We start from the raw sequence: 14,634 nt of genomic DNA, 5'->3' as shown, positions 1-14,634 counted from the left end.
AGCCCGGTATGGACAATCTCGCGCTCCTGACGATCGGCGTGACCCTCGTGTTCTGCGTGCTCGCCGTCGCCGGCGTCCACGCCTGGGCCACCGGCCGGGCCCAGCACGCCGCCCTCGTCGACCGGCTCTCGTCCACCGGACAGATACCGGTCGTCGGACGCCGCCGCCGCTTCCCCGGCATCGACCGCCGCATCCGCCGCACCGGATTCGGCCGGAAGATCGAGATCAAACTGGCCGCCACCGGTCTCGACCTCACCCCCGGCGAGTTCTTCGTCTACATGGTCGCCACCGTCGCCGGCCTGTGGATCACCGGACAGGCCGTCCTCGCCGCGTTCTTCGGCCCGATCTGCGGGCTCATCGGCATCTGGCTGGCGCTCGCCTTCCTCAACTGGCAGCGCCAGAAACGCATCGAGAAGTTCATCAACCAACTGCCGGAGCTCTCCCGCATCCTCGCCAATGCCACCGAGGCCGGCCTCGCCCTGCGCATGGCCCTCAGCATGGCCGCCGAGGAGCTCGACGCACCCGCCGGCGAGGAACTCGCCAAGGTCGCCGACCAGTTGTCCGTCGGCCACTCCGTCGACGACGCCCTCGGCGAACTCGCCGAACGGCTGCCCTCCCGCGAACTCGTCGTCCTCGTCACCACCCTCGTCCTCTCCAACCGGGCCGGCGGCACCGTCGTCGGTTCGCTGCGCAACCTCACCGAGACCCTCGAGGAGCGCAAGGAGACCCGGCGCGAGGTCCGCACCCAGCTCTCCCAGGTCAACATGACCGCCTACGCCGTCCCCGTCATGGGCCTCGGCTCGCTGCTGCTCATGGACAACGTCAAACCCGGGGCACTGGAGGCCATGACCGGCTCCGCACTGGGCCAGGGGGCCGTCATCGCCGCTTTCGTCCTCTACGCCCTCGGCTTCGCCGTCATCCGCCGCATGTCGAAGATCGACGTCTGATCCCGGGAAGGGGCCGCCACCCATGGGACTGCTGCTCGCGCTCGCCGCCGCACTCGCCACCGCCGGAATCTTCCACGGCATCCGGATGTACCGCTCCGAGGCCCGGCTCCCCGGGGACCTCGCCGTCGCCCTCGAGGTCGGCTCCACCCGGACCGGAGCCATGGACTCCGCCGTGGACCGCCTCGGCATGCGCTGGGCCCCGGCGGTACAGCGCGCCATGGGGCCCAAGCGGGTCAACCGGGTCCGCCGCCGCATCGACCTCGCCGGCAACCCCGGCGGCCTCACCATCGACCGCTACGCCGCCCGCCGCGCCGTCTACGGTTTCCTCGGCGGACTCGGCGGCCTCGTCATGCTCGCCAAGGGCAACGTGCTCGCGGCCCTGCTCCTCTTCGCCTTCGGCGCCGTCTGGACCGAGGTCGGCATCTGGTCCGCGATCCGCCTCCGCAAGAACGAGATCGACCGCACCCTCCCCGACTTCCTCGACGTCCTCGCCGTCGTCGTCAGCGCCGGACTCGGCTTCCGACAGGCCCTGGACCGCGTCGCCACCAAGTACGAGGGCCCCTGGGCCGACGAACTCCGCATCACCCTGCGCCAGATGGACATGGGCGTCAGCCGCCGCCAGGCCTTCGAGGGCCTGCGCAAACGCAACCGGTCCGAGCAGGTCGCCCAGTTCGTCACCGCACTCCAGCAGGGCGAGGAACTCGGCGCGCCCATCGTCGAGACGCTCATCCAGATCGCCAACGACATGCGCCGCACCGACGCCCAGAACGCCCGCCGGCGCGCGGCCAGGACGATCCCCAAGGCCACCATGGTCATCACCACGTTCATGGTCCCGGCCACCCTGATCCTGCTCGCCGCCGGCCTCTTCCTGGGCTCCGGAACCGACTTCGGCTCCATCACCGGACGGTGAGGGCGGTGGCCGCCAGAACCCTCCAGCTGCGCAGGCCCCGCGACTTCGCCATGGGCCCGGGTCACGCCGGCCTCGCGCGGGCCGACGGGCCCGTCCCGGACGCCGGCCCGGTGCAACCCCCGGACCCGGCCCTGCGGCTCCAGGTCAGCGCCCTCCAGGCGCTGTGCCGACAGGTGTTCGGCTTCCGGCTCGCCATGATCGCCCTCGCCGCCCCGGCCGCCCTGCTGCGCGCCGCCCCCGGCACGCCCGTCCGGCTGGTCGGGGCGGCCGTCGTCCTCACCTTCATGGGCAACTACGTGCTGTTCCGCGACTGGGAACGCTGCGGTCCGCTGCTGCTGCGCCACCCGTCGCTGCTCGCCGCCGACACCCTGTTCGCCTCGCTGCTGCTGTTCGCGGCCGGCCCGGACTCCACCCTCGCCTACGTCACCGTGTGCACCCCGCTCCTCGCGGGCCTGGTCTACGGCTGGCGCGGCTCGGCGTTCTTCGTCTGCTTCCAGTCGCTGATCCTCGTCGTCGCCCACTCGGCCCTGGCCGGCCCCGGTACCCCGTTCGACAGCGTCTTCCTCATGCCGGGCCTGTGCGTCGTCACCGGAGCCCTCGGCGTCACCCTCCGCAACCTCATGCTGCGCTTCGGCGCGGCCAGCCAGGCGCTGACGGAGACCCGCTCCAGGCTGGCGGTCGCCGAGGCCGTCGGGGGCGAACGGGCCCGCCTGGCACGGGAGATGCACGACTCGGTGGCCAAGACCCTGCACGGCCTCGCACTGGCGGCCGACGGGCTGGCCGCCTCGGCCGCGACCGCCCACCCCGGAACCGTCCGGCAGCAGGCGGAACTCGTCGGCCGCTCGGCGCGCCGGGCCGCCGCCGAATCCCGGGAACTGCTCTCCGACCTGCGCCGCCGGGGCGACCTCGACACCATCGGGGTGCCCGTCGCCGACGAACTCGCCGCCCGAACCGCCGACTTCGCCCGAAGCACCGGCATCGTCGCCGACTTCAGCACCGTGGGCCCGGCACCCGTCCCGCAGGTGCCCCATGCGGTCGCCCGCCACCTGCTGACCGTCGCCTCGGAGGCCCTGGAGAACGCCCACCGCCACGCCGGGGCGCAGCGGGTGCACGTCGAGACGGGCGTGGTGGACGGCTCGCTGCGCATCTCGGTGCGCGACGACGGCCGTGGGCTGCCGGAGGCCACCAGCCTGGACGAGCTGCGCCGATCGGGGCACTTCGGCCTGGTCGGCATGGTGGAGCGGGCGGTGGGGGTCGGCGCCCGGATCCGGATCGGCAAGGGCCGGGCGATCGGCACCGAGGTCCGGATCGACCTGCCCATCGCGGCCCTGCCCGCCATGCCACCGCCCGTTGCGGCGCCCGCCGCGCAGCAAACGCCCCGCACCGACCCATGAGAGGAGGCAGCACCATGCCGGACGAGCCGTCGCACGCCGGCGGGCCGCCCCAGTTCCCGCCCGTCCCGCCGCACCACGCGCCGCCACGCTCGCAGCGCCCGCCGTCACCGGACCGGTATCCGCCGGCCGGGGCGTACCCGCCGCCGGACGAGGCGTTCCCGCAGCCCCAGCCCCCGGTGAGCCGGCCTCTGCGGGTCGTCGTCGCCGACGACAACCCGGTGGTCCGGGCGGGGCTGACCGTTCTGCTCGACGGGCGCGACGACATCCGTGTCGTGGCCGAAGCGGCGGACGGGCGGGAGGCCCTGCAGGCGGCGCAGCAGCAGCGCCCGGACGTCGTCCTGCTCGACGTCCGCATGCCCGGCGTCGACGGCATCTCCGCCCTGCCGTACCTGGTGAGTGTGGCGCCCGTGCTGATGCTGACGTACAGCCGCGAGAACGAGATCGTGCACGAGGCGCTGCGACTGGGCGCGGGCGGGTATCTCGTCCACGGGGAGTTCGCGGCGGACCAACTCGTCGCAGCGGTCCGGGACATCAAGGAGGGGCGGCCGCACTTCACGCCGACTGCCGCCCAGGCCCTGCTGGCCCACCTGCGCGGACCGGGCGGGGAGGGGCAGCACACGCCTGCCCCGGCGCCGGGATGGCGCGAAATGCCTTCGCAGATGCAACCCGATGTGTCACAGTCGGGAGTGTCTCGGCCGGGCCGGGAGGTGGCGGCACACCACGGGCCGGGACATGTTCCGCAGCCGGAACCGTATCCGCCGCCCTCGCGTCAACCGCACGACAGGGCGTCCCACGGCCTGAGTTCGAGGGAGGTGGAAGTGATGGACCTGATCGCCTCCGGCATGAGCAACCAGCAGATCGCGGCCACCTGTTTCATCAGCGAGAAGACCGTCAAGAACCACATCAACCGCATCTTTGCGAAGTTGCACAGCAGCAGTCGCAGCGAAGCCATCGCCACCTGGCTGGGGACAGCGCGCGGCGGCGGGGGAACGGGGGCGGGCAGGCATGGGTGAGCGGATGCGGGCAGCGAATCGGACGGGCATGCGCGCGGGGGTGCATGTGCGGGCCGTGATCGGCAACGGGGTATGGCCAAGCATGCGTTGGGCCTGGAATTGGGCCCATGGGCCCTCTGCGCGGGATGCCGGGCAGGCATACGTTGCGGATGTCGCCAGCGGCACCGGCCGGGAGGAAGCCGGTTACGCCGGCGACACCACACCATTGCGCGTGTCGGCCGGCCACCGGTCGGCCGAATCCGGAGGGGCACACCATGAGCACCTGGATCAACACCACCGTCGCCGCCGTCCAGCGCCGCGCCGACAAGGGCCAGACCGCGGTCGAGTACCTGGGCATCATCGCGGTGGTCGTGGCGATCGTCCTGGCCATCACGGGCACGGACATCGGCCAGTCGATCTTCGACGCCATCAGCGACAAGATCACCGAGGTCACCGGCGGCTGATGCAGCCGCGCCGGTTCCGCGACGCAGGGCAGGCCTTCCCCATCTACATCACGGTGGTGGCGGGTCTGCTCTTCCTCGCGTTCGCCTACTTTGCAGTCGGCCAGGCGGCGGCCGCCCGGAACGGGGCGCAGACTGCGGCGGACGCCGCAGCACTGGCGGCGTCCCAGGACGCCCGGGACCCGTTCCGCCAAGGACTGCTGGACGGCATTCTCGACGGCGGTGACCTCGAGGACGTCCTCGGACGTCTTCCGTTCACCGAGGCGCGCGGCTGTGCGGAGGCCGCCCGGTTCGCGGCCAAGAACGACGCCGAGCTGACGGGCGGTTACGACGGCTGTCACCGGGTCTTCGGCTTCCGTCGCGGCTTCGAGGTCAAGGTCAGGACGCTCGAATCCGTCGGCGACTCGGTCGTCCCCGGGACGGAGAACCAACACGCCACCGCCACGGCGAAGGCGGTCATCGACTTCCGTTGCTCCTTCCAGAAGGCTGAGCCGGACGAGGAGGACGGAGGTGGCGGATCGGACGAGGGCGAGGACGAGGACAGGAAGCCGGTCGGCACCCTGCGGTGCGACGGTCGGGACTTCTCGCTCGACCCCGACGACCCGCACCTCTTCCCCACGGCCGCCGATCTGTTCTCCGTGCACCTCACCGACTGACCAGCGAACGACGAGCAAAGGACGCGCCACGCATGAGTACGCGGTACACCACGAAGGCCCGCAGGGGGATGGCTGCGGTGGCGATCGCCGCCGGTCTGGCCCTCGCCGTGGCCGGTTGCGGTTCGGACGACCCGAAGCCCGAAGCCTCGTCCTCCTCCGCGCCGTCGGGCAAGCAGGACGATGGCTCGCAGCAGGACCCGGAGGAGTCTCCGCAGGAAGTCCTGGCCGAACTCAAGGGTGGAGAAGGCTTCGTTCTGACGCTCAACTCCGCGAAGCGTGACTCAGGCGGGTTCGTCACTGTGAACGGCCAGATCAAGAACGCGGGCGACCGGGCGAAGAACATCTCTTCGGCACTCAGTGGAAACGAGACCGAGATTCTCCGGCACGGGCGATCCCTGGGTGGTGCGACCCTCGTCGACTCCGAGGGGAAGAAGCGCTATTACGTGCTTCGGGACACGGAGGGGCGTCCTCTGACCACGACGGGAATGCGCGCCATGAAGCCCGGCGAGAGCATCCCTATCTTTATGCAGTTCCCGGCGCCCCCCGAGGGCACTTCTGAGGTCTCCTTCCAGCTGCCGACCTTTGCTTCGGCCACCATCGAGATCTCCGAGTGAGTGCCGCCATGACGACAACTCACTTGAACCGCAACGGGGTTATCGCTGCACTTGCCGTCGCGGCCGTGCTGGCGACCGGGACGCTCAGCGCCACCACCGCCCAGGCGGACGACGGTCCGGGAGCCGCCGCGACGTCCGTACCGCCCGTCAAGGTAGACCCCGAGGACCCCGACCTCAGGATGGTCGACGGTGCTCGCCTGGCCCCGGCGAAAGTCCTCGACATCAAGCAGGTCGTCGAGTCCGACGGCGGTGACGAGCGCCGGGAGGACACCAACTCCGACATCAAGTTCGCCCTCCAGGCCGAAGTCCTCTTCGGCAAGGACAGTGCGAAGCTCGGCGGTGACGCCAACGTCCGCATCAACGAGGTCGCCGAGGAGATCGATAAGCAGGGCTCGCAGGAGGTCCGGGTCTTCGGGTTCACCGACAACCTGGGCTCGTCGGCCCACGGCGACACGCTCTCCAAGCAGCGCGCGAACGCCGTGCAGAAGGTGCTGGCCAAGAAGCTGGGCTCCGGGGTCACGTTCGAGATCCGCGGCTACGGAGAGCGTTTCCCGACGGCCGACAACTCCACGGAAGAGGGCAGGAAGAAGAACCGCCGCGTCGAGATCTCCTTCCCTCGGGGCGACGGCTGACGCGACACCGCGCATCACGCGCTGGACGGCGGTCCGCATCCCGGCGCCCGAGCCGGGATGCGGAAACCCGGTAAGGGGACGGTCCTTCTCCGCAAGGATCTGCCGGATCAACGAGAATCCGGTTGTGCAGGCAGGCCGCCCCCGGCCGGGCAACGGGGAAATCAACGGGGAATGCGAGGACGACATGCGTACATGGACTCGTGCTGCCTCGGCGGCGATGGGGCTCTCGCGCTGGCCGTGGCACTGACGGGCTGCAACGACTCGGGTTCGGTTCAGGGAAGCGACAACGCCGCAGCGAAGCCGTCGAGTGCCCAGTCCTCCGAGTCGTCCGGCTCCGGTTCCGAGGACTCGGACGGATCGGACGGCAAGGAGACCTTCCGGCTCGGGGAAGCAAGTCCGGAGCAGGTGAGCGACCAGAAGGAGTCGAAGGGCGCGAAGTTCACCGTCACGCCGACCAAGGTGCAGGCCGGCACCAAGGCCGACCTGGAGAAGTCGGGCCTGAAGCGGGATGCGGACGACGACCCGCAGGTTCCGGTCCATGTGTGGTCCACGCTCACGCACACGAGTGGCAAACCCATGAAGCTCGGCGATATGGACGACGATCTGGTCGTCAGGACGGACAAGGATCAACGCACCCGGGCCCTCATCGTCCTGCTGGGCTCGGCGAAGTGGCCGAACTGCCCGGCAACGGACCGGGACAAGGAAGTCGGCCCCGGCCAGTCGGAGAAGGTCTGCACCGCCTTCCTCATCCCGGAGGGGCAAAAGGCAACCGCGGTCGAGCTGTTCCAGGGCTTCACCAAGAAGCCACTGGAGTGGCCGGTCAACGGCTGACGCCGGCCTGCGGTACCCGATCACCACCCGCTGCCCCCGCCCGGAAAGGTGGGGGCAGCAGCCTGGGGAGTGTCTTCAAAATCCTGCCGCGCACCTGAGACTCCGGGCACTCGGAAACGGGCTGAGTCTGCTCAGAACCCGCTGGTCAGAGCCGTGCTCCAGGCGCGAGCGCGAGATCTTGCACCGATGCGGGGTCTCAAAATTCGCTGGCTGCGGCACTGGTTCACTCGAAGGCGTGAGATGCCCTGGTCCCACGACTGGGGCAGTGCGGAACTGGTGGAAGATGCGATCGACGTGCTGGCTGCGACCGGGCCGACACTCGGACGGCCGCTGGTCGATCGGATCAAGGGTGCCGAACAGCACCATATGAAGGAACTGCGGCCCGGGTCGTCCGGAAGCGGGGAAATCCGCATCCTTTTTGCCTTCGACCCGTTTCGTCGCGCGGTGCTTCTCGCTGCCGGTGACAAGGCCGGCGACTGGCGGGGCTGGTACAACACCAGTATCCCGCTGGCCGAAAAGCGCTATCAAAGCCATCTCGCCGAACTTGACTCCAGGGAGTATGAATGAGCAGCGTCAGCTGGGAGGAGGCCAAGCGCAAGGCGCGGGAGCGTCGCATGGCCGCGGGCCTGCCATTGCGTACGGCCGAAGAGAAGCAGGCGGCCATGGACCGGCTGGCCGCCGAGGTGCGGGCGTATCAGCTGGCCGAAGTGCGGCGCGACCAGGCGCTCACGCAACGTGATGTTGCTGCGGTGATGGGAGTTTCGGCGCCGCGCGTTTCCTCGATCGAGCACGGTGAGGTCGACCGTACCGAAGTTGCGACCCTCCGGTCCTACGTGGAAGCGCTCGGTGGCCGGCTTCGGGTCGTCGCCGATTTCGGCGACACCGAGTACACAGTCGCGTGAACGAAGAGGCGCTTGGGCGACTGCCATCTGTCGTGCCCTTGTCGACCGTCCAGCTCCGTCTCCGCGGCCGCAAGGCCTGACTCTCGAGCCGTGATCAGCCCACGGAGAATCCGCCGGCACGTCGAGGCTGATCTCGGCCGACCCGGTAAGTCTCCGGACCAACGACAGAGCTGCCCCCGCCACCCTCGCCGCGCGGATGCCGTCCCTACAGCAGGTGATCGGCCTTGCCGGCCTTGATGTCCCGGACGAGGTTGCGCAGCGCCTCGCGGGAGTCCGTGACGTAACGGTCCTCCTGCCCGGCGACGGCGATGTAGGCGTTGCCCTCGTCGTCGGTCCCTATCCGGAAGCAGCTCGCCCCTTCGCCGCAGAACGGCTCTTCCCACGTGATGTCCTTCATTCGTCCTCCTTCAGAGTCGTTGAGCGATGCTGTGGATGAAGTCCCGTGATGTACCCGGCGCGAGAGCGATTCGCTCCATCCAGTCAAGTTGAGCGCGGTATTTCCCCAACTGAGCTTCCTGGTAGAGGAATTCCGGGCCGTGTGTGCTGTCCACCTGAACCGTGTCGAGCTGTGGGACCGGGCCTTCGACGTAGTTGACGGTCTGGCCCGCTCCCGGAAACGCGCCCGCTTCGAAGGGGATGACGCGCAGGATCACGCGCCCACCCTCGGAGACAGTGAGCAACTGCTCCAGCTGGGCACGGGCCACCTTCCGCCCGCCGAACTGCATGCGGAGAGCCGCTTCGTGCACGATCCCGACGTACTCAGGTGCGTGCTTCCCCTCGAGGATCTGCTGCCGTTCCAAGCGCTGTGCCAGGCGCAGTGAGACCTCGTTTTCGGGAAGCGCGGGAACCACCGCACGGAAGACGGCGGTTGCGTGATCACTCGTCTGAAGAAGGCCGGGGATGTGGACGGAGTGCGCGGTCCGCATACGTGCCGCGTGGCATTCGAGTTCGGCGATGTCCAGCAAACCGGGCGGAAGACTGCCTCGGTACCTCTCCCACCAGCCGCGAACGCCCGGATCGGCCATGCGCACCAGCGCTTCGACGTAATCATCGTCCTGGCAGGCGCAGTTGTAGGCGAGGGTGCGCAAACGGTCCGGGCTGATCGGCCGTGTCCCGGACTCGATATTGGAGATCTTGCCGCGATCGACCCCCAGCAGGCCTGCGGCTGCCTCGGCTGACATCCCTGCCGCCGTACGCATCCTGCGAACCTCTGCTCCCAGTCTCCGCTGGCGCTCCGTCGGTGATGTCCTCGCAGCCATGCCCGTCCTCTCTGAGGCTCGGAGGCAGTCTGCCGCTTTCAGGCTCGTCGTGCATGGACGGGCGAACCTCTTTGATTTCGAAGGGGCAAAATTGCCCCTCGCATGCCCTACAGTAAGTAACGCAGCGCTCACGCAAATGAGTTGAAGTGCATCACGCGCGCCTGCCCGGTGGCTCCTGCCCTGGGAGGGGTGGGCCCGCGTTCAGGGAGACAGGCCACTGCTCACAGCAGCCGCGAGCGCGATCACTCCGCCGTGCGAACAAGGGAGTTCGTCATGCCCCTGACCCTGTCGTCCTGCCGCGATGCCGTCGAGGACGCCGCACCGCCCGACCCCGAGTCCGTCGCCTACAGCCTCACCCTGCCCGCCGCTCTCTCCGGGCCGGCCATCGCCCGGTCCACGGTCCGGGCCGTCCTCCGGGCCCACGGCCTGGACGGCCTCACGGACCCGGCCGTCCAGGTCGTCGGCGAACTGACAGCCTGCGCCTGCCGGTTCGCGTCGACGGCCGAGGTGTACGTCTCACTCCGCTACCGGGACGACGCCCTGCGCGTGATCGTCCACGATGCGCACCCCCGTCACACCCATCCCCGCCTCGCCGCCGCCTGCGACGCCCGCCGCCGGTCGGCGCTGCGGCTCCTGGCCCGCGTCGTCCGGACCTGTGGCGGCGAGTGGGGCTTCGGCAAGGCGCGCGAGCCGGGCGGCGGTACCCGGATGTGGGCGGTCCTGCCCCGGCAAGGAGCCCGCGGTTACTGAGTCGCAGGTGATCGCCGCGGGGCGGAATTCCGGCCGGGAAGGGACGACCAGCAGCCGCCGCAGCAACCGCGCTCGCCGGGCCGTCCACGGCGCCTGCCCGGCCCCGACACCGTCACGCCGCTCCCGCGGTGCGACAAGCCCGTGGGCGCTCTGCGGCTGTGCCCTCGGGCGGAGTTGCGCCGGGGCGGTGCTCAGCCGGACAGCGATCCAGCGAAGATCTGCCAGGCCAGCAGGGACTTCGCGACCAGGCTCAGCATCAGGTACCCCTTCTCGCCGTAGGCGTAGTCGGCCCATCTGCCCACACCTCGGTACTGGAGCCACTGGTTCAGTCCGAAGCTGAAGAAGAGCACGGCCTGGGCTGCGACGATGCCGTACACGAATCCGGGCACGGTCCCGGAACCGGCGACGTTGAAGACGACCGAGGCCCAAGGGGTCAGCCCCACCAGCGTGCCGAACCAGAACGGAAGCATCGTGGTCCGCATGCGGCCCGGCGGATTCATCAGCTCCTCGACCCATCCGAAGAGGATCATGGCGATGTTCGCTCCGGCGATGACGAGGAGGGTGTTGAAGCCGGTGATGCCCGCGTAGAAGCTGATCAGGACGATCATCAAGGTGGCGCTCAGGGCGTACTCGGTCCAGCGGAACCGGTTGATGCCGCGCCTCAGGTCCCGCTCGTAGGTCCGGCGGAAGACCGTGGCGGTCAGGAGGTGGTCGAGCGCCGCCAGCAAGAGGAATACGGCGACGGCCCAGCCGATCGATACCCGGAAGAGCGGTTCCGGGGCAGGCGCCGCACTTCCCGGAGGCCCCTGCGGGAAGGAGGAGGTGACCGTGACGGAGAAGCCCTCGGAGAGCAGGACGATCACCACGGCCTGGAACAGGTGAAGCGCCGTGAGCCCCAGGTTCCAGACGCGGAGGGTGGCCAGGCGTTCCCGCGTCACACCCGGAGCCGCCGGCACGGTTTCATTTTCCGTCATGGGATGCTGAGCCGCCTTTCCCGAGGGCTTCGTGAGGTCCGGGCGAAGCGAGGACGATCCGTCCTGCTCTCCGCGCTCACGCCACGACCGTCAACCTCCTTGTGGGGCGATGCCGTTGACTGCCTCTGCGGTCCGTCGCCGTCGCCCGCCCGGGTGCCGTCCGGGGGCCGCTTCCTTCGGTCCTTCGCACGGCGTGGGTGCGCGCTCCGCCCGACATCGCGGCGCGAGCGGTGGCCGCGGGTTCGTCAGCGCACCGGTCGCGCCGAGACGACGAGGTTGTTCTGGTAGCCGCCTTGTTCACGGTCGTAAGGGGGCGCACACGTGATCAAGGTCAGTACCGGTGGCCCGTCCGCGCGGAACAGGTGCTCGGGCAGCCGGTCCCTGGGAACGAGCTGACGTGCGACGACCTGGTAGCGCAGCGGCTTCCCGCGCTTCCGTTCGACCGTCACCGGGTCGCCGGCCCGGACGTCGTACAGCGCCGCCAGTGCTCCCAGCCGATCGGTCTCGGAGTCGACGTGCCCGGCCAGGACGGCCGACCCCGTGCGGTCCCCGGGGGCCGGCCCCCGGCGGTACCAGCCGACCTGTGCGGGATCACCGGGGACGGCCACGTCGCCGTTGGCGCCGAGGCCCACGGACACCACTTCGGCCTCCAGACCGACGCGGGGGATCCGGACACGTGACGGCGCCGCCTCCCCGGGCTCGACCTTCCGGCCGGCGTCCTGTGACGGCGGGTCGCGGACCTCGGTGCCCGGCCGTGCCGCAGTGGGGACGGACCCGAAATCCGCAGGCGACGGGGAACCGGACGGTGTCAGGAGCAGAGTCGCCGCGACGGCCAGGCAGATCGCCGCGACGGCCGCCAGGATCCATGACGTGCTCCGGGCGCTCGGCACCCGCCGGATCCCGCCGCCCGGTCGGCGGCCCGTCCCGGCTGGTCCCGGCCCGTCCCGTCCCGTCCCGGTCCTCCGGGACGGGCCGGGACGCCTGGCTGCCGCTCCACGCGACGCCGACCGGCGCGACGAGCGCTGCGGCATCAGTCGCGCTGTGCGGACCGGCGGCGGACGACGAGCGCGCCCGCCAGGGCGGCGGTGCCCAGCGCGCCCCAGGCCGCCCACGTCACCGCGTTTCCGCGGTCGGCCATGGCGTCGCCCTCACCACCGCTGACACCCGGAGGAGTCTGCCCGGTGCCGAGGTTCTGCACCTTCAGCGCGAGGTTCTTGTCCTGGGCGCTGCCCCAGGCATACACCACCGTGCTGGTGCCCGCCTTCAGGTTGAGCTCGGCGGGGCCTATGACCACGTCGGCCGTGCCCGCCAGTACCACGTCGGCGTTGATGCTGCCGGCCGGAACCTCTGCGGTTGCCTCCTTGGGGTTCACCAGTCCCTTGAAGACGGGGGTGCCGTCGGCCCGCACGTCCACGGCAGGTGCCGCCGCCACGTGGCGCACGGTCAGCCGCGCTTTGCCCTGTGCGACCTTCGACGTGTCGTTGACGTATGCGTCGAGGGTCGGGGAGCCGTCCGCCGTCAGGTGGGCGACCAGGGTGGCGTTGGCGCCCGCCGGGATCTCCACCTGCTTCTCGATGGCCGGCTTGCCCTGCGGATCGGCGCCGGCCTTGAACACCTTGATGTCGTAGCTGCCGGACGCCAGCGGTTGCGGAGCGGTCAGGGTGCCGGGTTTGAAGTCGGGGAGCAGTTTCTTGCCGTTGGCGTACACGTCCACGGTGAGCCCCGGGACAGCGTGGAAGACCGAGACGTCGGCCTTCTCCGCTTCGGCCTGTGTGCTCTCGGCAACGGCGGGGGCTGCCGCGGAGAGAGCGAGGGCGAGTGTTCCGAGTCCTGCGGCCACGGCCGTGGCGCTGCGCGAGTACCTCATCGGACGTCCTCCCTGCCCGCTGTGTGCCGCGGACGCGGCACACCTCGGGTTCCCTTGCCTGGGATCGACGCGCGGGCACCGGAGATATCCGGCAGGCACTGCGACAGAAGGCGACACGAGACCTCTGTCAGCTGCCCACGCGTGTCGATTCGGCGTTCGAAGATGTTCGACCGCCCGGACTCCTCCATGGCACGACATCGGAGCACCGTCGGCAACTCGCGCGAATACCTCGAGGTGCTCGGCCCCCACCCGGGCCAGGACCGGGAGCGAACAACGGTGGGGGAGAGGCCGTCCAGGGCGTAGAAAAAAACTCACCGCGAGCCGGCGGGCATCGCTAGCATTCCGGACATGACCACGGGGGCAGACAACCAGACCGGCCGATTGACGAAACTCCGCAGAATCGGCGGCCTGACGGCCGCACTGGCGGTGACACCGTATCTGCTCATCAAAATCGTCTGGTCCTTCGGCCTCTTCGTTCCCACGGGAGACATGGGCGGCGCCGACTGGCGTGCGATCAACGCGGCGACCGCCTTCCTCGCCGCCGTCGGCATCTTCCTGGCCATGGCGTTCTCCAGACCCTGGGGCGAACGCCTGCCCGCCTGGCTGGTGGGCCTGCCCGTATGGGTGGGCACCGGTCTGCTCGTACCGATGCTGCTGGTGGCGCCGGTGCTCGGCCCGGCTGCCATGAACCGCGACCAGGACGCCGGATCCCCTGACTTCTGGGTCTACGAACAGGTTCTCGTGATGATCTCGCTGGTCGGGATCGGGGTCGGCCTGCCGGTCGCGCTGGCCGGTTACACCACGGCGCGCTGGCCCGAAGCCCTGGGAGGACCGCTCGCGTACGCCGAACCCGTGGGCAGTACACGCCACTTGCAGGTGCCACTGGCCAGGTTGATCGCCTTCGGTTGCGTCGTGCTCGCCTGCGTCAAGGTCTTCTGGGCCGCGGGCGGCACCCTCGGACTGGACGGGACCGAGCTGGACCACCGTGACCTGTGGTGGCGCATGCTGTCACTGAGCACGGCCCTCTGGGCCCTCGCCGGCGCCTGGGGCATCCTGGTTCTGGCCACCCGCCGCGGTGCCCGCAGGTTCCTCCCGCCGATGGCTGCCGCATGGGTCTCGTCCGGCATGCTGTTCTCCTACAGCTTCTACAGCCTGCTCACCCTCACCGACATGCAGCAGCCCTCTCCCGAACTCCCCGTCGCGGGAGCGCTCGCCCGGGGTGGCGGCGCGATCCTCGGCGTGATGACGGGCATGGTCCTGCTGCTGGTCCTGCACGACCGCAGGCGTGCACTGCGCGGCACCGACTGACGCACAGCCCCCGGCGCGGCGCCGGCGGACGGCCGGGGGAGTGGTCGTACGACGGAGAGCGGACCGGCCGCCTCGAGAGCCGCAGCGCGGTCGCCGCGAGGCACGTTGGGCCCGCCGTCCGCGAATCGAACGCCGAT

At 70.1% G+C, this 14,634-nt stretch carries 18 protein-coding genes; 13 read left to right on the top strand and 5 right to left on the bottom strand.

Annotated features, from left to right (window positions below):
- The first annotated feature begins 8 nt into the window (after positions 1-8).
- The 11 genes from M1E25_RS02915 (at position 9) to M1E25_RS02865 (ending at position 8,339) form a co-directional block, all read left to right on the top strand.
- Positions 9-947: a type II secretion system F family protein gene (locus M1E25_RS02915; protein WP_251408960.1), complete on the top strand. Its 939-nt coding sequence runs from the start codon at positions 9-11 to the stop codon at positions 945-947.
- Positions 948-969: 22 nt separating this feature from the next.
- Complete coding sequence (locus M1E25_RS02910; protein WP_251408957.1) at positions 970-1,857, top strand: DUF5936 domain-containing protein; 888 nt, start codon at positions 970-972, stop codon at positions 1,855-1,857.
- 50 nt (positions 1,858-1,907) lie between these two features.
- On the top strand, positions 1,908-3,251 hold the full coding sequence (locus M1E25_RS02905; protein ID WP_285830297.1) for a sensor histidine kinase: 1,344 nt from the start codon (positions 1,908-1,910) through the stop codon (positions 3,249-3,251).
- Positions 3,252-3,265: 14 nt separating this feature from the next.
- Positions 3,266-4,264, top strand: coding sequence for a response regulator transcription factor (locus tag M1E25_RS02900; RefSeq protein WP_251408951.1), 999 nt, complete (start codon positions 3,266-3,268; stop codon positions 4,262-4,264).
- Positions 4,265-4,518: 254 nt separating this feature from the next.
- Entirely contained in the window at positions 4,519-4,707 is a 189-nt protein-coding gene (locus tag M1E25_RS02895; RefSeq protein WP_251408948.1) for a Flp family type IVb pilin, read from the top strand.
- Entirely contained in the window at positions 4,707-5,360 is a 654-nt protein-coding gene (locus M1E25_RS02890) for a pilus assembly protein TadG-related protein (protein WP_251408945.1), read from the top strand. The genes M1E25_RS02895 and M1E25_RS02890 overlap by 1 nt, the downstream gene beginning before the upstream one ends.
- Positions 5,361-5,392: 32 nt before the next feature.
- Positions 5,393-5,974 (top strand): hypothetical protein, encoded by a 582-nt coding sequence (locus M1E25_RS02885; protein WP_251408942.1) that lies wholly within the window; start codon positions 5,393-5,395, stop codon positions 5,972-5,974.
- Between the two features lie 8 nt (positions 5,975-5,982).
- On the top strand, positions 5,983-6,606 hold the full coding sequence (locus M1E25_RS02880; RefSeq protein ID WP_251408940.1) for an OmpA family protein: 624 nt from the start codon (positions 5,983-5,985) through the stop codon (positions 6,604-6,606).
- A gap of 171 nt (positions 6,607-6,777) precedes the next feature.
- On the top strand, positions 6,778-7,437 hold the full coding sequence (locus M1E25_RS02875) for a hypothetical protein (RefSeq protein WP_251408937.1): 660 nt from the start codon (positions 6,778-6,780) through the stop codon (positions 7,435-7,437).
- Between the two features lie 186 nt (positions 7,438-7,623).
- Positions 7,624-8,004, top strand: a complete 381-nt coding sequence (locus tag M1E25_RS02870) for a type II toxin-antitoxin system RelE/ParE family toxin (protein WP_372500501.1) — start codon at positions 7,624-7,626, stop codon at positions 8,002-8,004.
- Positions 8,001-8,339, top strand: coding sequence for an XRE family transcriptional regulator (locus M1E25_RS02865; RefSeq protein ID WP_251408934.1), 339 nt, complete (start codon positions 8,001-8,003; stop codon positions 8,337-8,339). Before M1E25_RS02870 ends, M1E25_RS02865 begins: the two co-directional genes overlap by 4 nt.
- A gap of 205 nt (positions 8,340-8,544) precedes the next feature.
- Here M1E25_RS02865 and M1E25_RS02860 read toward each other — a convergent pair whose 3' ends face one another.
- A complete protein-coding gene (locus M1E25_RS02860) occupies positions 8,545-8,736 on the bottom strand; it encodes a hypothetical protein (RefSeq protein ID WP_251408932.1) in 192 nt (63 codons plus the stop codon).
- A 10-nt stretch (positions 8,737-8,746) separates the two neighbouring features.
- Entirely contained in the window at positions 8,747-9,598 is an 852-nt protein-coding gene (locus tag M1E25_RS02855; RefSeq protein WP_251408929.1) for a helix-turn-helix domain-containing protein, read from the bottom strand.
- Positions 9,599-9,871: 273 nt separating this feature from the next.
- Here M1E25_RS02855 and M1E25_RS02850 point away from each other — a divergent pair, with 273 nt between their 5' ends.
- A complete protein-coding gene (locus M1E25_RS02850; RefSeq protein ID WP_251408926.1) occupies positions 9,872-10,348 on the top strand; it encodes an ATP-binding protein in 477 nt (158 codons plus the stop codon).
- Between the two features lie 191 nt (positions 10,349-10,539).
- Here M1E25_RS02850 and heR read toward each other — a convergent pair whose 3' ends face one another.
- From heR to M1E25_RS02835, 3 genes are all read right to left on the bottom strand, one after another.
- The gene (gene heR, locus M1E25_RS02845; RefSeq protein ID WP_251408923.1) at positions 10,540-11,322 is read right to left on the bottom strand and encodes a heliorhodopsin HeR; all 783 of its coding nucleotides are present in this window, start codon (positions 11,320-11,322) and stop codon (positions 10,540-10,542) included.
- Positions 11,323-11,567: 245 nt separating this feature from the next.
- Entirely contained in the window at positions 11,568-12,212 is a 645-nt protein-coding gene (locus M1E25_RS02840; protein WP_251408920.1) for a class F sortase, read from the bottom strand.
- A 140-nt stretch (positions 12,213-12,352) separates the two neighbouring features.
- A complete protein-coding gene (locus M1E25_RS02835; RefSeq protein ID WP_251408917.1) occupies positions 12,353-13,189 on the bottom strand; it encodes a DUF4397 domain-containing protein in 837 nt (278 codons plus the stop codon).
- 348 nt (positions 13,190-13,537) lie between these two features.
- Here M1E25_RS02835 and M1E25_RS02830 point away from each other — a divergent pair, with 348 nt between their 5' ends.
- Positions 13,538-14,497 (top strand): hypothetical protein, encoded by a 960-nt coding sequence (locus M1E25_RS02830; RefSeq protein WP_251408914.1) that lies wholly within the window; start codon positions 13,538-13,540, stop codon positions 14,495-14,497.
- Positions 14,498-14,634: the final 137 nt, after the last annotated feature.

The sequence above is a fragment of the Streptomyces meridianus genome, from assembly GCF_023703325.1.
GTDB lineage: Bacteria > Actinomycetota > Actinomycetes > Streptomycetales > Streptomycetaceae > Streptomyces > Streptomyces meridianus.
Note: the sequence above shows the minus strand (reverse complement) of the source record. Positions and strands in the feature narration are given on the sequence as shown.